Below are 16,309 nucleotides of genomic sequence, written 5' to 3' on the forward strand. Positions count from 1 at the left end.
AGGGTCGTGACGACGATGACGGAAGCGTCCGTACGCGAGTTCAAGATGCCCGACGTGGGCGAGGGACTCACCGAGGCCGAGATCCTCAAGTGGTACGTCCAGCCCGGTGACACCGTCACCGACGGCCAGGCGGTGTGCGAGGTCGAGACGGCGAAGGCGGCCGTCGAGCTGCCCATCCCCTACGACGGCGTGGTCCGGGAGCTGCACTTCCCGGAGGGCTCCACGGTCGACGTGGGCACGGCGATCATCGCGGTGGAGGTGGGCGGAGGGGCCGCGCCGGCCGAGCCGCAGCCGGAGCCCGCCAAGGCCCTCGAAGAGCCGAAGGCGGAAGGCTCCGGCCGACAGCCGGTCCTGGTGGGTTACGGGGTGGCGACCTCGTCCACCCGCCGCCGCCCCCGCAAGGGCCCGGAGGTCCCGGTCCAGCAGGCCTCGACAGCGATCCAGACGGAGCTGAACGGCCACACACCGACGGCTCCGGCCGCACCCGCCCCGGCCGGCGCGGACCGCCCGCTGGCCAAGCCCCCCGTCCGCAAGCTGGCCAAGGACCTCGGCGTCGACCTGACGACAGTCGTCCCGAGCGGCCCGGACGGCATCATCACGCGGGAGGACGTGCACGCGGCGGTGGCCGCAGCCGCCCCGGCGGCCCCCGAGCAGCCGTCGGAGCCCGCCCCGGCCGCCGCCCCGGCCCCGGCGTCGTACGACACCGCCCGCGAGACCCGCATCCCGATCAAGGGCGTCCGCAAGGCGACGGCGGCGGCGATGGTCGGCTCGGCGTTCACCGCGCCGCATGTCACGGAGTTCGTGACGGTCGACGTGACGCGCACGCTGAAGCTGGTCGAGGAGCTGAAGGAGGACAAGGAGTTCGCGGGCCTGCGCGTGAACCCCCTCCTGCTGATCGCCAAGGCGCTGCTCGTCGCGATCAGGCGTCACCCGGAGATCAACGCCTCCTGGGACGAGGCCGCCCAGGAGATCGTGGTCAAGCACTACGTGAACCTGGGCATCGCGGCGGCGACCCCGCGCGGACTGATCGTGCCGAACATCAAGGACGCGCACGCCAAGACGCTGCCGCAGCTGGCCGAGTCGCTGGGCGAGCTGGTGTCGACGGCGCGGGACGGCAAGACGTCCCCGGCGGCCATGCAGGGCGGCACGGTGACGATCACCAACGTCGGCGTCTTCGGTGTCGACACGGGCACGCCGATCCTCAACCCGGGCGAGTCCGCGATCCTCGCGGTCGGCGCGATCAAGCCGCAGCCGTGGGTCCACAAGGGCAAGGTGAAGCCCCGTCAGGTCACCACCCTGGCGCTCTCCTTCGACCACCGCCTGGTCGACGGCGAGCTGGGCTCGAAGGTCCTGGCCGACGTGGCGGCGATCCTGGAGCAGCCGAAGCGCCTGATCACCTGGGCGTGAGGGGCAGCGAAGGGGGGCTCGCCGCCGGCTGCGGCGAGCCCCCCTTCGTCGTGCCTGTCCTACCGTGCCTGTCCTACCTGGTGAAGCCGTAGTTGAGCAGCTTCGTCGCGTCCGACTTGCGCGTGGGCCCGTCGGTCGAGGCGAGAACCGTGCCGATGACCGTCTTGCCGTTCCGGGTGGCGGCGAAGACCAGGCAGTACCCCGCCTCCGGGCCGGAACCGGTCTTCACACCGATCGCGCCGCTGTAGCTGCTGAGCAGCGGGTTGGTGTTCTCCCACGGGGCCATCGTCCGCGTGCCGCCGGACTTCGTGGTCGTCTTCGCCGTGTACTTCTTCGTCTTGACGACCGTGCGGAACGTGGAGTTCTTCATCGCCGCGCTCGCGAGCTTCGTCAGGTCGCGCGGCGTGGAGTAGTTGCTGCCCCTGCCGATGCCGTCGAACGAGTCGAAGTTGGTGTTCTTCAGGCCCAGTTCCTTGGCGGTGGTGTTCATCTTGCCGATGAACGACTGCACGCGCTTCGCCCGCGTCGAGCCCGAGCCGAACTTGTCGGCGAGCGCGTACGCCGCGTCGCAGCCGGACGGCAGCATCAGCCCGTAGAGCAGCTGGCGGACGGTGACCTTGTCTCCGACGATCAGCTTGGCGTTGGACGCCCAGTTGTTGTCGACGATGTAGTCGCTGTACGCCTTCTGGATCGTGACCTTGCTGTCCAGGTTGAGGTTCGACTGCTTCAGCACCACCAGAGCGGTCATGATCTTGGTGGTCGAGCCGGTCGAGCGGCGCGTGTCGGCCGCCTTGGTGTAAAGCGACTTGCCGGTCGCGTTGTTCATCACGTAGCCGCCCTTGGCGGCGATGGAGGGCGCCGAGGCGGCAGCCTGCGCCGGCGCGACGGTGAGGGCTCCGGTCGTGAGCATGGCGCCGGTGGTCACGGCGACGGCCGCAGCTCTGCGGAGACGGGTGCCCTTAATGCCGGTTATCAAAGGAAATACCCCGATTGTCTGAATGCCCCTACGGTGCGGCCGGGTTGAGGACGAGGGGAAAGGGGGCCGCACGTGTCTGACTCGTAACTAGCACAGTTGGTGGTGCCCCGGTCCAGCAGGGCCACGAGTTTGCCGCAGATGTGTGACATTCGCGTCCGGATCCTGGACGGATCCCGTCATGTGTACCTGTTGTATCTATGCTGTCGGCATGACCCTGTCCGTGAAGCAGCCTCCCGCCGCCGACCGCGTCTACAGCCACGTCAAGCAGGGCGTCCTGGAGCGCCGTTACGAGGGCGGGACGCTCCTCACCGAGGGCGAGCTCGCCGAGGCCGTCGGGGTCTCGCGCACACCGGTGCGCGAGGCGCTGCTGCGGCTGGAGGTCGAGGGTCTGATCAGGCTCTACCCGAAGAAGGGCGCCCTCGTCCTGCCCGTCTCCGCCCAGGAGATCGCCGACGTCGTGGAGACGCGGCTGCTCGTCGAGGAGCACGCGGCCCGCAAGGCCGTACCCGCGCCCGCCGGGCTCATCGAGCGCCTCGAGGAACTCCTGGCCCGGCAGAAGAGGCAGGCCGCCGCCGGAGACCTGGCCGCCGCCGCCGTCACCGACCGCTGCTTCCACGCCGAGATCGTCCGCAGCGGCGGCAACGAGATCCTCTCCCGCCTCTACGACCAGCTGCGCGACCGTCAACTGCGCATGGGTGTCGCCGTCATGCACTCCCATCCCGACCGGATCGCCAAGACCCTCGCCGAGCACGAGGAGATCCTCGACGCGCTGCGCGCCGGGGACGCCGAGGCGGCCGTCGGGGTCGTCCACCGGCACGTCGGCTGGTTCTCGCACCTGGCCCGCGGGGAGGTCCGATGAGTTCCACGACGCTGCCGGGCGACCCTCCGGGCGGCCGGCGGGCCCTGGCCGTCTGGGGCATCGGCGTCTCGGTCTACTTCGTCGCGGTCATCTTCCGCACGTCCCTGGGCGTCGCCGGACTCGACGCCGCCGACCGCTTCCACGTCAACGCCTCCGCCCTCTCCACCTTCTCCATCCTCCAACTGCTGGTCTACGCGGGCATGCAGATCCCCGTCGGCCTGCTCGTCGACCGGCTCGGCACCAAGAAGGTGCTGGCGCTCGGCGCCGTGCTGTTCACGGCCGGGCAACTTGGCTTCGCGTTCTCCCCCTCGTACGGCATGGCGCTCGCCTCCAGGGCGCTGCTCGGCTGCGGTGACGCGCTGACGTTCATCAGCGTGCTGCGGCTGGGCACCCGGTGGTTCCCGGCCCGGCGCGGGCCGCTCGTCGCCCAGTTCGCCGGCCTGGTCGGCATGGCGGGCAACCTGGTCTCCACGCTGGTCCTGGCCCGGCTGCTGCACGGCATCGGCTGGACGGCGGCGTTCGCGGGCAGCGCGGCCGCCGGGGCCGTGGTGTTCGTGCTGGTCCTGCTGTTCCTGAAGGACCACCCGGAGGGCCACGAGCCGGAGCCGCTGCCACACCAGGGCGCGGCGTACGTACGACGCCAGATCGCCGCCTCCTGGCGGGAGCCCGGCACGCGTCTGGGCCTCTGGGTGCACTTCACGACCCAGTTCCCGGCGATGGTGTTCCTGCTGCTGTGGGGACTGCCGTTCCTCGTCGAGGCACAGGGGCTGTCCCGGGCAACGGCCGGCGAACTCCTCACCCTCGTCGTGCTCTCGAACATGGTCGTCGGTCTGGTCTACGGCCAGATCATCGCCCGCCACCACGAGGCGCGGCTGCCGCTCGCGCTCGGCACGGTCGGCACCACGGCGGCCCTGTGGGCGGCGACACTGGCCTACCCCGCCCCGCACGCCCCGATGTGGCTCTTGGTCGTACTGTGCACGGTGCTCGGGGCGTGCGGGCCCGCGTCGATGATCGGCTTCGACTTCGCCCGTCCGGCCAACCCGCCCGAGCGGCAGGGCACGGCCTCCGGCATCACCAACATGGGCGGCTTCATCGCCTCCATGACGACACTGTTCGCCGTCGGGGTCCTGCTGGACGCCACCGGCGACGACTACACCGTGGCCTTCTCCGCGGTGTTCGTGCTCCAGGCCCTCGGGGTCACGCAGATCCTGCGGCTGCGGAAGCGGGCGGCGCGCAGGGAGCGGGAACGGCTGGTGGCGAGCCGGGTGGAGACGGTGCACGTGCCGGTGTAGGTCACCGGGCCGCCCTCACCGGCACGAGGGTGAGGTACGCGAGTCCGAGGACGCCCCGGTAGGTCAGCCAGGCGGCTCGGTGGCGGTCGACGCGCCTCCGTGTCTCGGCTGCCAGGGGGTGGCCGGGGTGCTCGGCGAGCCAGACCTCGGCGTCCGCCTGGTACGCCGACTCGAACGCCTCCCATTCGTCGAGGCTCGCCGTCTCCGTCCACTCCGGCCTGAAACCCGCTTCGATCACCAGGTCCGTGAGGGTCGTGAGGTCGTGGTGGTCGGTGACGGCGGCGTCCGGCCACATGCGGGACAGTTCGGCTTCGGTCGGGGGGCGCTGCCAGAAGCCCTCGCCGAGCAGGACGCGGCCGTGGTCGGTGACCAGGCGGCGGAGTTCGGCGAGGGCCTTGGGGAGTTGGTCGCCGAGGGCTTGGCTCGCGCCGACGCACAGGACGAGGTCGGCGGGGCCGTGATGGGTGTTGGTGGCTGACTCCTCGAGGAAACGGGCCCGGTCGGTGAGGCCTCGTTGCTCTGCGGCGTTCCGGCCACGGGCCAGGTCATCGGCGTCGAGGTCGATACCGAGGCCGGTCGCCTCCGGGGTGGCTTCCAGGACGCGCAGCATCAGCTCGCCCCATCCGCAACCGATGTCCAGGACGGTTGTCGGGGTGTTGCGGGCGAGGCGAGCCACGAGCTGGTCGGCCCGGGCCTCGGAGAGGGGGCCGTGGAAAGTGAGGCGGCCGGAGCGGCGGGGTGGGGTCATGGCAGGAGACGCTACGGCGGGGGATGGGGCAGCGGCATGGGGTTTTCAGGCGATGGGGATGGTGCTCAGGCCGGGTCGGTCCGCATCCCGGCGTTGCGGGGTGCCGCTGCGCCCACCCTCCCCCAAGCTCTCGGCTTCGCTCGAGCAGGGGGGACCCCCATCGCCCCAGCGGCACGACTGCCCGCAGTCGAGTGAACTACTTCGTCACGGTGAAGTTCCTCAGGATCGCCGCGGTCAGGTCCTGGTCGCCCTCCGTCTTCACCCGGTCCGCCACCGCCTCCGGTGTCACACGGCCGCAGGCCAGGCGGACGTAGGTCTCCCAGTCGAGGGTGAGGGTCGCGGCGGGGCCGAGCGCGGGGGCCGTTTCGAGGGTGCCGCGGCCCTGGATGTCGACGCGGATCGTGCGCAGGAACTCGACGGGGCCGTGGACGTCGAAGACGACGGCCGAGCTGCGCGGTGCCTGGGCGTCCTCGGCGACGACACGCGGGAGTTCGGCGAGCAGCACGTCACGGGCGATGTGCGCGCCGGGGGAGTCGAGGTTGCCGGGCCGGCCGAGAGCCGTGCGCAGGTCCTGTTCGTGCACCCACACGTCGAAGGCGTGGCGGCGCATGGACTCCTCGAGGGTGAGCTCGGCCCCGAGCGGACCGCGCACCTTCGTGCCCGGGTCACGCGAGTCGTTCCGCAGCTGGCGGTTGCGGCGGATGATCACGTACTCCAGCTCGGCGGTCATCTCCGGCGCCGTGTGGTGACGGCGGACGTCGACCTGCATCTCCATGTAACGCTGGTGGTCGTTGGTGACGTGGAACAGGTCGCGCGGCAGCGTGTGGATCGGGCGCGGGTCGCCCAGCATCTCGCAGTCCAGTCCGATGACATGGGAGACCACGTCCCGCACCGACCACCCGGGGCACGGCGTCCGCCGGTTCCATTCGGCCTCCACGAGCGGCTGGACCAGCTCGGATATCGCTTCGATGGAGTGGGTCCAGGCGTCGGCGTAGGGCTGGAGGGTGGGATGCAGACTCACGGAACGGGACCCCTCGGCGGTCGGTGCACGGGCAGGTGGTGGCGGCGTTGCCAGTGGGAGGTGGCGGCTGTCGGCGGGCGTCTTGCGAGCTAAGTTACGCTGCTGTGAGGCGCCCCGGCAGTGCTTTCGTGTGACGATCGTAGGCCCGTGGGCAAGCCAGTGTGGACGGCCCGAATGCCAGGACGGTGGTAGTGTGCGCGCCTCTGTGATCCAGATCGCCGTAGACGAGGGCGAATCGGTCGAATCGCGCCGACGGCGGGCGGCCGGGCTCGTCCGGGAGCAGGCCGGAGCCGATCTCGTCGTCCTGCCCGAGCTGTGGACCATCGGTGCCTTCGCCTACGACGACTTCGGCCGGGAGGCCGAGCCGCTCGAAGGGCCCACGTACGAGGCGATGGCGAAGGCCGCGAGCGACGCGGGCGTGTGGCTGCACGCGGGGTCGATCCCCGAGCGCACGGCGATCGACAGCGGCTCCGCCGCGGGTGACGGCCCCCTCTACAACACCTCCCTCGTCTTCTCCCCCTCCGGCGACCTCGCCGCCGCCTACCGCAAGATCCACCGTTTCGGCTTCGACAAGGGCGAGGCCGTACTGATGGGCGCGGGTGCCGAGCTGGTGACGGTTCGTCTGCCGCAGACCACCCTCGGACTCAGCACCTGCTACGACCTCCGTTTCCCCGAGCTCTTCCGCGGTCTCGTCGACGCCGGTGCCGAGACGCTCGTGGTCTCGGCGGGCTGGCCGGAGCGCCGCGCGGCCCACTGGACGCTGCTGGCCCGGGCCCGGGCGGTCGAGAACCAGTCGTTCGTCATCGCGTGTGCGACGTCCGGAACGCACGCCGGAGTCCCCCAGTCCGGTCACTCGATCGTGGTCGACCCGTGGGGCGAGGTGCTGGCCGAGGCCGGCGCCGGCGAGGAGGTCCTGACGGTGGAGTTCGACCCGGGGAAGGTCGCGGCGACGCGGGAGCAGTTCCCCGCGCTGAAGGACCGGATGCTGGGGCTGGACGTGCCGCGCCGTCCGTGAAGGCCGCGGTCCGGCCCTCGGCCCGGGCCTCAGTCCTCCCGCTCCTTCTCCGCCAGGTGGATCACGCACACCGCCACCGCGATCAGCAGCGCCGGATCCGCGTCCTCCCGGACGACGTCCACGCCGTAGGTGTCCCGTACGGTCAGCCACCGCCGGGAGATCACCGCCAGCAGCTCACCCTCGTACTCGACGGCGAACTCCCGGTCGAGGATCTTGCCGCTGACGTCGAGTTCGTTGCCGTCGGCCAGGGACACCCGGTAGTGGTTGCGCAGCAGGGACAGCCGTTTCCGGCGGATCGTCGCCAGCGGCTGCCCGCCCCGCTGGAGCACCATCGTGTCGCGCAGGGCGAGCATCTTCTGGTGGATGTCGACGAGGACGCGCCCCTGGAGGTCCTTCAGCTCCCAGGTGTCCCGCAGCCGCAGGGCCTTGCCGTCGACGAGGAACACCTTGGTGCCGCGCTCGTCCTCGATCCAGTAGTCGTCGCCGATGCCGAGGAGCCGGTCGTACACGAGGAATCTCATGAGACCAGGGCTTCCCCGCCGCCCGCTCCGAAACGCCGCCGGTAGGCCGACGGGCTGAGCCCGGTCACCCGCCGCAGCGGGCCCTCAGGTACTGGAGCGGGGCTATGGCGAGCAGCGTCGAAGCTGCTGTCACGGCCGCGTTGCTGAGCAGGCACCCGGAGGTGGCGGCGCGATGGAAGAGCGGCGACGTTCCGCAGAGGCGGGCGCTGCTGTCCGAAGTTGTGGAGAGAGTCTGGGTAGCCAGGGCTGCCGGGAGAGGCCGACGGTTCGAGCCGGAGAAGCGGCTCCGGATCATCTGGGCCGACCAACGGCACACGGAAGGGCACGCCACGGGGTGTGATTGGCTGGAGGTATGGCGAAACGCGCACGTGTCCGGGCCCCGGAGCTCATCGGCAAAGGCGGCTGGATCAACACAGGGGACAAGGAACTCAGCCTGGCCGAGTTGCGGGGCCGGATCGTAATTGTTGATTTCTGGACATTTTGTTGCGTGAACTGCCTGCACGTCCTCGACGAGCTGCGCGAGCTGGAGGAGAAGCACCGGGACACGGTCGTGGTCATCGGGGTGCACTCGCCGAAGTTCGTGCACGAGGCCGAGCATCAGGCGGTCGTCGACGCCGTGGAGCGGTACGGGGTGGAGCATCCGGTGCTCGACGACCCGGAGCTCGCGACGTGGAAGCAGTACGCCGTACGGGCCTGGCCGACGCTCGTGGTGATCGACCCCGAGGGGTACGTGGTCGCGCAGCACGCCGGCGAGGGGCATGTGCACGCCATCGAGCGGCTGGTCGAGGAGCTGGAGGGCGAGCACGCGGCGAAGGGCACGCTGCGGCGCGGGGACGGGCCGTACGTGGCGCCGGAGCCGGAGCCGACGGTGCTGCGGTTCCCGGGCAAGGCGCTGCTGCTGCCGAGCGGGAACTTCCTGGTGAGTGACACGACCCGGCATCAGCTGGTGGAGCTGGCGGAGGACGGGGAGACCGTCGTCCGGCGGATCGGTTCCGGTGGCCGCGGGCTTGCCGACGGGCCGGCCGAGGAGGCCGTGTTCAACGAGCCACAGGGGCTGGCACTGCTCGACGACGGGTCGGTGGTCGTGGCCGACACCGTCAACCACGCCCTGCGGCGGCTGGATCTCGTAACCGGCGAAGTCACCACCCTCGCAGGCACGGGCCGGCAGTGGTGGCAGGGATCGCCCACCTCGGGCCCGGCCCGCGAGGTCGACCTCTCCTCCCCCTGGGACGTCGCGCATTGGCAGGGCAAGGTCTGGATCGCCATGGCCGGTGTCCACCAGCTGTGGACGTACGACCCGGAGGAGGGGACGGTCGCGGTCGCGGCCGGGACCACCAACGAGGGGCTCGTCGACGGGCCGGGGGCCGAGGCCTGGTTCGCGCAGCCGTCCGGGCTGGCCGCCACGCCCGAGCGGCTGTGGCTGGCGGACTCCGAGACGTCGGCGCTGCGCTGGGTCGAGCCGGACGGCTCCGTCCACACCGCCGTCGGCACCGGCCTGTTCGACTTCGGTCACCGGGACGGTGCCGCCGGACAGGCCCTGTTGCAGCACCCGCTGGGTGTCACCGCGCTGCCGGACGGATCCGTCGCCGTCGCCGACACCTACAACCACGCCCTGCGCCGCTACGACCCGGCGACCGGCGAGGTCACCACCCTGGCCACGGACCTGCGCGAGCCCAGCGACGCGGTGCTCGTCGGCGACGACATCGTGGTCGTGGAGTCCGCCCGGCACCGGCTGACCCGGCTGCGGCTGCCGGAGGAGGCGGTGCAGGTGCCGGAGGTCGCCCACCGTACGCAGCGGGAGGCCACCGAGGTCGCGCCCGGGCGGCTCCGGCTGGACGTGATCTTCCAGGCCCCGGCGGGCCAGAAGCTGGACACCCGTTACGGCCCCTCCACCCGCCTGCTGGTCTCGTCCACCCCGCCGGAGCTGCTGCGCAGCGGCGAGGGCGCGGGGACAGACCTCTCCCGCGCCCTCGAACTCGACCCCTCCGTACCGGAGGGCGTGCTGCACGTCTCCGCGATGGCCGCCTCCTGCGACGACGACCCGGACAACGAGTACCCCGCCTGTCACGTCCACCAGCAGGACTGGGGCGTCCCCGTCCGCCTCACGGAAGCGGGGGCGGACCGGCTTCCCCTGGTGCTGGCCGGGATGGACGCCTGATCGACCAGGGCGTCACACCCCGTACCCGTCGCTGTAGCCGTCACGGCGGTGGTGGTGCGCCGCCGGGTCCTCGACGACTGCGGACGTCGGCGGTGGCACCACCACGCGCCTGCGCCGGTAGATGCTGCTGAACGTGGTGACGCCGATCAGACCCACGATCATGAAGATGATGCCGACGAGGTCGAGGTTGACCCCCTGCATGTCCCAGTCGGTCGCAAACGTGAGGATGGCTCCCACGGCGATGAGGATGATGCATCCGCCGAGGCCCATGAGTGTTCGCCTCCCTGTACGGTCCGGTCGTTCCGGTCCGCACTCCGGGTACCCCGGAGGGGAACACCCATGCGGCGACGGTCTGTTCTACCTCTCCAGAAACGCCGTCAGCGCGTTCGCGAGGAGGAACGGGTCGTCGGCGCCGCAGAGTTCGCGGGCGCTGTGCATCGACAGGATGGCCACGCCGATGTCCACCGTCCTGATGCCGTGCCGGGCGGCGGTGATCGGGCCGATCGTGGTGCCGCAGGGCATGGAGTTGTTGGAGACGAAGGACTGGAAGGGCACCCCGGCCGCCTCGCAGGCCGCCGTGAACTCCGCGCGGCCCGAACCGTCGGTGGCGTAGCGGTTGTTGACGTTGACCTTGAGGATCGGGCCGCCGTTGACGCGCGGGTGGTGCGTCGGGTCGTGCCGCTCCGCGTAGTTGGGGTGGACGGCGTGGCCCGTGTCGGAGGACAGGCAGACCGTGCCGGCGAAGGCGCGGGCCCGGTCCTCGTAGGTGCCGCCGCGCGCGAACACCGAGCGCTCCAGCACGTTTCCGAGGAGCGGCCCGTCCGCGCCGGTGTCGGACTGGGAGCCGTTCTCCTCGTGGTCGAAGGCGGCCAGGACCGGGATGGAGGCCGGTGCGGACGCGCCGGAGGCGACGGCGGCCAGGGCCGCTGTGCCGGCGTGCACCGACAGCAGGTTGTCCATGCGCGGGCCGGCCAGCAGTTCGCGGTCGCGGCCGAGGTAGGCGGGCGGTTCCACGGAGTGCGTCATCAGGTCCCAGCCGGTGACCTCGCCCGCCGGGAGGCCGGCCGTCTCCTCCAGGAAGGCGATCAGGTCGCCGCCCCGGACGTCGTCGCCGAGGCCCCAGACCGGCTGCATGTGCCGCTGCTTGTCGAGCTTGAGGCCGTCGGCCGTGACCGAGCGGTCCAGGTGGATGGCGAGCTGCGGGACGCGCAGCAGCGGGCGGTCGACGTTGACCAGCCGGGTCGAGCCGTCGCGCAGGGTGAGGCGCCCGGCGAGGCCCAGGTCGCGGTCCAGCCACGAGTTGAGCAGGGGGCCGCCGTAGATCTCCACGGCCACCTGGCGCCAGCCGTGTGCCCCGCTGTCGGGGAGCGGCTTGACGCGCAGGTTGGGGGAGTCGGTGTGGGCGCCGATGATCCGGAACGGCGTGTGGGGCGCGGCGCCCTCCGGCACGTACCAGGCGACGATCGCGCCGCCGCGCAGCACGTACTTGCCGCCGCTCGTCCCCTCCCAGGCGTCCGTCTCCGCGACCTGCCTGAAGCCGGCCTTCTCCAGCCGCTCGGCGGCGTTCGCCACGGCGTGGTACGGCGACGGGCTCGCCGCCAGGAAGGTCATCAGGTCATCGGTGTGGCCGCGGTCGAAGCGCGCTGGTTCCGTCATGCATTCACCTTAACGACGGACGAGGGCCTGTTCCCGGGGTAGGGGAACAGGCCCTCGAACAGAGGACGTGAGGGGACTAGAACGCGGCCTCGTCCAGCTCCATCAGGTCCAGCTCGACGCCCTCGGCGACCTTGCGGGCCAGCGTGACGCCCGGCAGGACGTTGGCGGCGAAGAACTTCGCGGCGGCGATCTTGCCGGTGTAGAAGGCCTTGTCCTTGGCGGAGGCGGTCTCCAGCTTCTCGGCGGCGATCGCGGCGCCCTTGAGCAGCAGGTAGCCGACGACGACGTCACCGGAGGCCATCAGCAGGCGGGTGGTGTTCAGGCCCACCTTGTAGATGTTCTTGACGTCCTGCTCGGTGGCGGCGAGGTCGGTGAGCATCAGGCCGACGATGGCCTCCAGCTCGACGGCGGCCTTGGCGAGGTGCTCGCGGGCGCCGGCCAGTTCCTCGCCGCCCGTGCCGAGGGCGAGGAACTTCTTGATGTCCTCGGCGAGGGAGTTCAGCGCGGCGCCCTGGTTGCGGACGATCTTCCGGAAGAAGAAGTCCTGGCCCTGGATCGCGGTGGTGCCCTCGTAGAGGGTGTCGATCTTGGAGTCCCGGATGTACTGCTCGATCGGGTACTCCTGGAGGAAGCCGGAGCCGCCGAAGGTCTGCAGCGACTGGGCGAGCTGCTCGTAGCCCTTCTCGGAGCCGTAGCCCTTGACGATGGGCAGGAGCAGGTCGTTCAGCGCGTGCTCGGTGGAGGCGTCCTCGCCGGCGGCCTCCTTGATCTGGATGGCGTCCTGGATGGAGGCGGTGTACATCACCAGGGCGCGCATGCCCTCCGCGTACGCCTTCTGCGTCATGAGCGAGCGGCGCACGTCGGGGTGGTGGGTGACGGTGACCTTGGGCGCCGTCTTGTCCATGAAGTTCTTCAGGTCCGGGCCCTGGACGCGCTCCTTGGCGTACTCGAGGGCGTTGAGGTAGCCCGTGGAGAGCGTGGAGATCGCCTTCGTGCCGACCATCATGCGGGCGAACTCGATGATGCGGAACATCTGGCGGATGCCGTCGTGCTTGTCGCCGATCAGCCAGCCCTTGGCGGGGTGCTGGTCGCCGAAGGTCATCTCGCAGGTGTTGGAGGCCTTCAGGCCCATCTTGTGCTCGACGTTGGTGGCGTAGACGCCGTTGCGCTCGCCCAGCTCGCCGGTCTCGAAGTCGAAGAGGTACTTCGGGACGAGGAAGAGGGAGAGGCCCTTGGTGCCGGGGCCGGCGCCCTCGGGGCGGGCCAGCACGTAGTGGAGGATGTTCTCCGACATGTCGTGCTCACCGGACGTGATGAAGCGCTTCACGCCCTCGATGTGCCAGGAGCCGTCCTCCTGCTGCACGGCCTTGGTGCGGCCGGCGCCCACGTCGGAGCCCGCGTCGGGCTCGGTGAGCACCATCGTGGAGCCCCACTGCTTATCCACCGCGACCTTGGCTATGTGCTTCTGGACCTCGTTGCCCTCCTCGAAGAGGATGCCGGCGAACGCGGGGCCCGAGGAGTACATCCACACGGCCGGGTTGGCGCCCAGGATCAGCTCGGCGTAGGCCCAGATCAGGGAGCGGGGCGCGGTGGTGCCGCCGATCTCCTCGGGCAGGCCGAGGCGCCAGTACTCGGAGTCCATGAAGGCCTGGTAGCTCTTCTTGAAGGAGGCGGGGACCGGCGCGGTGTTGGTCTCCGGGTCGAAGACCGGCGGGTTGCGGTCGGCGTCGGCGAAGGACTCGGCCAGCTCGTTCTCCGAGAGGCGGGTGAGCTCCTCCAGGATGCTCTTCGCGGTCTCGACGTCCATCTCCTCGAACGGGCCGGTGCCGTACACCTTGTCGCGCCCGAGTACTTCGAAGAGGTTGAACTCGATGTCGCGGAGATTCGACTTGTAGTGCCCCATGGTGACGGCTCCCGGCTCCGTAGAGAGATCGGCGAGGCACTGGATCCTCGCGCTAGTTCACGTACCAACAAGTAGCAAGTGGCTCCGATGATGCTACCCGCCAGTAATAAGACGCAACCCCATACTGGCATCTGTGACAGGTCACACCGGAACGGTCAGTGCCGCGGTGTAGCCGCCCCCGGTGCTGCTCGGCCGTACCGGCCCTTCCGCCCGGCCGCTCTCGGTACTCTTGCGCTCATGTACGGCTACGACCAGACAGCGGGCCCGCAAGCGCAGTACGCCCCTCCGCAGCAGCCGATGTCCGGCGGATACGGGCAGCAGCCGCCGTTGTACCCCGAGCCGTCCCCGCCCTCCCTCACGGACGCGGTGCGCGCGTTCACCACCGGGCAGATGGCCGCCGAGGACTTCCAGCAGGTCTTCGCGACGTCGAAGGTCTACTGCCCGCGCGGCGACAACCCCGGCTTCCTCGCCCTGCACAACACCCAGCAGCCGGTGATCCCGATGTTCAGCACGCTCAAGGAGCTGCGCCGGTACGCGGGGAAGGAGTCCAAGTACTTCGTGATCACCGGCGCCGAGGTGCTGGACCTGCTGCCGACCGGCTACGGCTTCGTCCTCGACATGGAGGGCGAGCACCGGATGGTCTTCGACGCGAAGGCCGTGGAGCAGATGGTCGAGTTCGCGATGCGCCGGATGTATGGCTAGACGCCATTGCTTCGCAGACGGCTAGACGCCCCTCCTTCGCAGACGGCCTCCATCTGATGGTCGTGCACTCGTCCGGGTGAACGGAGGCCGTCCCCCCGCGGTGACCGGTCCCGCTCTCCCCGGGGCGTAGGCGGCCTCACCGCACGGCCAGGCCCATCCGGAGCCGCGCCGGACGCCGTCACCACGCCGTTACGATCTGCGCCGCTGAGGCCGATGCATCGATGCCTGCCGTCATGCACACAGCTGACCTGCTGGTATGCGCTATGCAGGCGCTGCGGAGGCCCGGCTGTCCAGCACGACGACGGGGAGACATCGACATGGCACAGGAGCGGAGCGCGGGGGTGGAGCTGGCGCGGTTACTGCGCCGCTGGTGGGAGGAGTCCGGGAGCGCGTCCGGCGGCACCCGGCCGACGCACCAGGCGCTGGCGGCGAGGCTGGGCGTGGACCAGACGACGCTGTCCCGCTACCTGAACCCGAAACACCTGTCGACCGCTCCTCCCCGGGTGGTGGACGCTTTGCACACCCAGTTGCGTGCCCCGGCGGCGGAACTCGAACAGGCACGCGCGCTGTGCCGCGCCGCGCTGCGGGAGAACGGCCGTCAGCGCGCCGCCGACGGAGAGGGGGAGCACGCCGCGCCCGCGGGCGCTGTGGACGGATCCGGCGAAAGGCCCGCACCCGATGCCTCCCCCGGGGAAGAGGGAGCCGATGCCACCACAGGCCCCGCCGCCGCACGCGGCGCGGGCGACCGTGGCACAACCGGCCGGCCCCGCCCGCCGTGGCTCCGCCCGGCCTTGGTCGCGGCGGCCGTGGTTCTGGCCTTCACCGCCGGAATGGTCGTCCACGATCGCCTCTCCGGCCAGGACAGCAGGGCGATGGCGGGCGGGGCGGCCGGTGCCGCCTCCCCGCGCGAGACGCCGCTCGCATGGCCGTTGCTGTACATGGGCCAGGAGGACCAGTTCAGCCGCGCCCGCGCCCTGCAGCACCTGCTGAACGCGCACGGCTACACGGTGCGGGCCGACGGCTTCCTCGGGGCGGACACCCGGGACGCGGTCATGGACTTCCAGCGCCGGAAGCACCTGCCGGCCGACGGCAAGGTGGGCCGCTTCACCTGGCCGGAGCTGGTGAAGGAGGTCGGGCCCGGATCGGGGCCCGACGAGGTACGGGCCGCGCAGGAACTCCTGAACAACGTGGGCCAGGGCGGCACGCCCGTGTCGGGGAGCTTCACCGCGGCGACCGCCGAGGACGTGAGGTACTTCCAGCGCACCCATGACCTGCCCGAGACAGGCCGGGTGGACGTGGACACCTGGCTGGCCCTGCTGGTGGAACAGCTCCCGCCGGTCAAGGCACCGGCCTACCAGAGGGCCACGAGCCCACTGCCCTCCGCCTCTGAGTGAGAAGGGCGGCTCGCGGGCCGGCCGGGCACGGCCTGCCTGGTCGGCACGAGCCTCTTGCATCGGGTCATAGTGCCAGGTCAGAGCCCTGCTATGCAGGGTGCATCGATGCGCCTCGGTAAGCAGCAGGGATCGTCTTCTCCCACCCGGTCGTCCGGGCAATGCTTCTTCCGCGACCGGCACTCCCGGCCTCCCCGCCCCGTCGGCGGGCGACAGGTCCAGGTCCCTGTACCGGTCCGCTTCCTGTCAGCACGCTGCCCGAAGGGGGCACTCATGTCCGCTGTCCGCAAGACCCTCTCGTCCGTTGTGTCGGCCGTCGTCCTCGCCGGTGGCCTGGCCGTCGGCGCCGCCGGCCCGGCGAGCGCGGCCACCTGCCCGTCCTCCGCGTCCCCGGTGATCGACGGGGCGGCGGCCAGCTGGAGCCTGCGCTGCTCGGGCGGCAACGTGACGGTGGCCGGATGGCTCCAGGACACCCGCATGGACGGCAAGTGCGCCCTGGTCCGCATCAACGCCGGCAACGGTGACTACCGCACGAAGTCCGCATGCAGCTCCGGGGTCCGGGAGCAGTTCTCCTTCACCTTCACCGGGACCAACTCGGCGCAGGTACGCCTGGCCATCGCCTGATCGCGCACCGGGCGGTCCACGCCGGCCCGCACACAT

Annotated in this window: 15 protein-coding genes; 8 read left to right on the top strand and 7 right to left on the bottom strand. The window is 70.8% G+C overall.

Going from position 1 to position 16,309, the window contains the following annotated elements; all coding sequences use genetic code 11:
• The first annotated feature begins 6 nt into the window (after positions 1-6).
• Positions 7-1,407: a dihydrolipoamide acetyltransferase family protein gene (locus tag IE97_RS0125580; protein WP_030245045.1), complete on the top strand. Its 1,401-nt coding sequence runs from the start codon at positions 7-9 to the stop codon at positions 1,405-1,407.
• Between the two features lie 73 nt (positions 1,408-1,480).
• Here IE97_RS0125580 and IE97_RS0125585 read toward each other — a convergent pair whose 3' ends face one another.
• Positions 1,481-2,383, bottom strand: coding sequence for a D-alanyl-D-alanine carboxypeptidase family protein (locus IE97_RS0125585; RefSeq protein WP_030245047.1), 903 nt, complete (start codon positions 2,381-2,383; stop codon positions 1,481-1,483).
• Positions 2,384-2,591: 208 nt separating this feature from the next.
• Between IE97_RS0125585 and IE97_RS0125590 the strand changes: the two genes are divergently transcribed.
• Positions 2,592-3,242: a GntR family transcriptional regulator gene (locus IE97_RS0125590; RefSeq protein ID WP_030245051.1), complete on the top strand. Its 651-nt coding sequence runs from the start codon at positions 2,592-2,594 to the stop codon at positions 3,240-3,242.
• Complete coding sequence (locus IE97_RS0125595) at positions 3,239-4,534, top strand: MFS transporter (RefSeq protein WP_030245054.1); 1,296 nt, start codon at positions 3,239-3,241, stop codon at positions 4,532-4,534. The genes IE97_RS0125590 and IE97_RS0125595 overlap by 4 nt, the downstream gene beginning before the upstream one ends.
• Position 4,535: 1 nt before the next feature.
• Here the strand turns inward: IE97_RS0125595 and IE97_RS0125600 are convergent, their stop codons facing one another.
• Complete coding sequence (locus IE97_RS0125600; protein WP_030899892.1) at positions 4,536-5,282, bottom strand: SAM-dependent methyltransferase; 747 nt, start codon at positions 5,280-5,282, stop codon at positions 4,536-4,538.
• A 196-nt stretch (positions 5,283-5,478) separates the two neighbouring features.
• Entirely contained in the window at positions 5,479-6,303 is an 825-nt protein-coding gene (locus IE97_RS0125605; RefSeq protein WP_030245059.1) for a maleylpyruvate isomerase family mycothiol-dependent enzyme, read from the bottom strand.
• A gap of 193 nt (positions 6,304-6,496) precedes the next feature.
• Between IE97_RS0125605 and IE97_RS0125610 the strand changes: the two genes are divergently transcribed.
• Positions 6,497-7,318, top strand: coding sequence for a carbon-nitrogen family hydrolase (locus IE97_RS0125610; protein WP_030245062.1), 822 nt, complete (start codon positions 6,497-6,499; stop codon positions 7,316-7,318).
• Between the two features lie 29 nt (positions 7,319-7,347).
• Here the strand turns inward: IE97_RS0125610 and IE97_RS0125615 are convergent, their stop codons facing one another.
• Positions 7,348-7,839 carry an LURP-one-related/scramblase family protein gene (locus IE97_RS0125615; protein WP_030245065.1) on the bottom strand — a complete coding sequence of 164 codons (492 nt, stop codon included), beginning with the start codon at positions 7,837-7,839 and terminating at the stop codon, positions 7,348-7,350.
• A gap of 352 nt (positions 7,840-8,191) precedes the next feature.
• On the opposite strand from IE97_RS0125615, the gene IE97_RS0125620 reads away from it, so the two are divergent.
• The gene (locus IE97_RS0125620; RefSeq protein ID WP_030245068.1) at positions 8,192-9,997 is read left to right on the top strand and encodes an NHL domain-containing thioredoxin family protein; all 1,806 of its coding nucleotides are present in this window, start codon (positions 8,192-8,194) and stop codon (positions 9,995-9,997) included.
• Between the two features lie 12 nt (positions 9,998-10,009).
• On the opposite strand, the gene IE97_RS0125625 is transcribed toward IE97_RS0125620, so the two are convergent.
• The 3 genes from IE97_RS0125625 to IE97_RS0125635 form a co-directional block, all read right to left on the bottom strand.
• Positions 10,010-10,267: a DUF6458 family protein gene (locus tag IE97_RS0125625; protein ID WP_030245070.1), complete on the bottom strand. Its 258-nt coding sequence runs from the start codon at positions 10,265-10,267 to the stop codon at positions 10,010-10,012.
• An 87-nt stretch (positions 10,268-10,354) separates the two neighbouring features.
• Positions 10,355-11,653: a M18 family aminopeptidase gene (locus tag IE97_RS0125630; protein ID WP_030245073.1), complete on the bottom strand. Its 1,299-nt coding sequence runs from the start codon at positions 11,651-11,653 to the stop codon at positions 10,355-10,357.
• A 76-nt stretch (positions 11,654-11,729) separates the two neighbouring features.
• A complete protein-coding gene (locus IE97_RS0125635) occupies positions 11,730-13,556 on the bottom strand; it encodes an acyl-CoA dehydrogenase (protein WP_030245076.1) in 1,827 nt (608 codons plus the stop codon).
• A gap of 237 nt (positions 13,557-13,793) precedes the next feature.
• Between IE97_RS0125635 and IE97_RS0125640 the strand changes: the two genes are divergently transcribed.
• From IE97_RS0125640 to IE97_RS0125650, 3 genes are all read left to right on the top strand, one after another.
• Complete coding sequence (locus tag IE97_RS0125640; RefSeq protein ID WP_030245078.1) at positions 13,794-14,258, top strand: SseB family protein; 465 nt, start codon at positions 13,794-13,796, stop codon at positions 14,256-14,258.
• 317 nt (positions 14,259-14,575) lie between these two features.
• Entirely contained in the window at positions 14,576-15,652 is a 1,077-nt protein-coding gene (locus IE97_RS0125645; protein WP_037844783.1) for a peptidoglycan-binding domain-containing protein, read from the top strand.
• Positions 15,653-15,922: 270 nt separating this feature from the next.
• Positions 15,923-16,273, top strand: coding sequence for a hypothetical protein (locus tag IE97_RS0125650; RefSeq protein WP_030245083.1), 351 nt, complete (start codon positions 15,923-15,925; stop codon positions 16,271-16,273).
• Positions 16,274-16,309: the final 36 nt, after the last annotated feature.

It is taken from the genome of Streptomyces sp. NRRL S-455 (assembly GCF_000717875.1).
GTDB lineage: Bacteria > Actinomycetota > Actinomycetes > Streptomycetales > Streptomycetaceae > Streptomyces.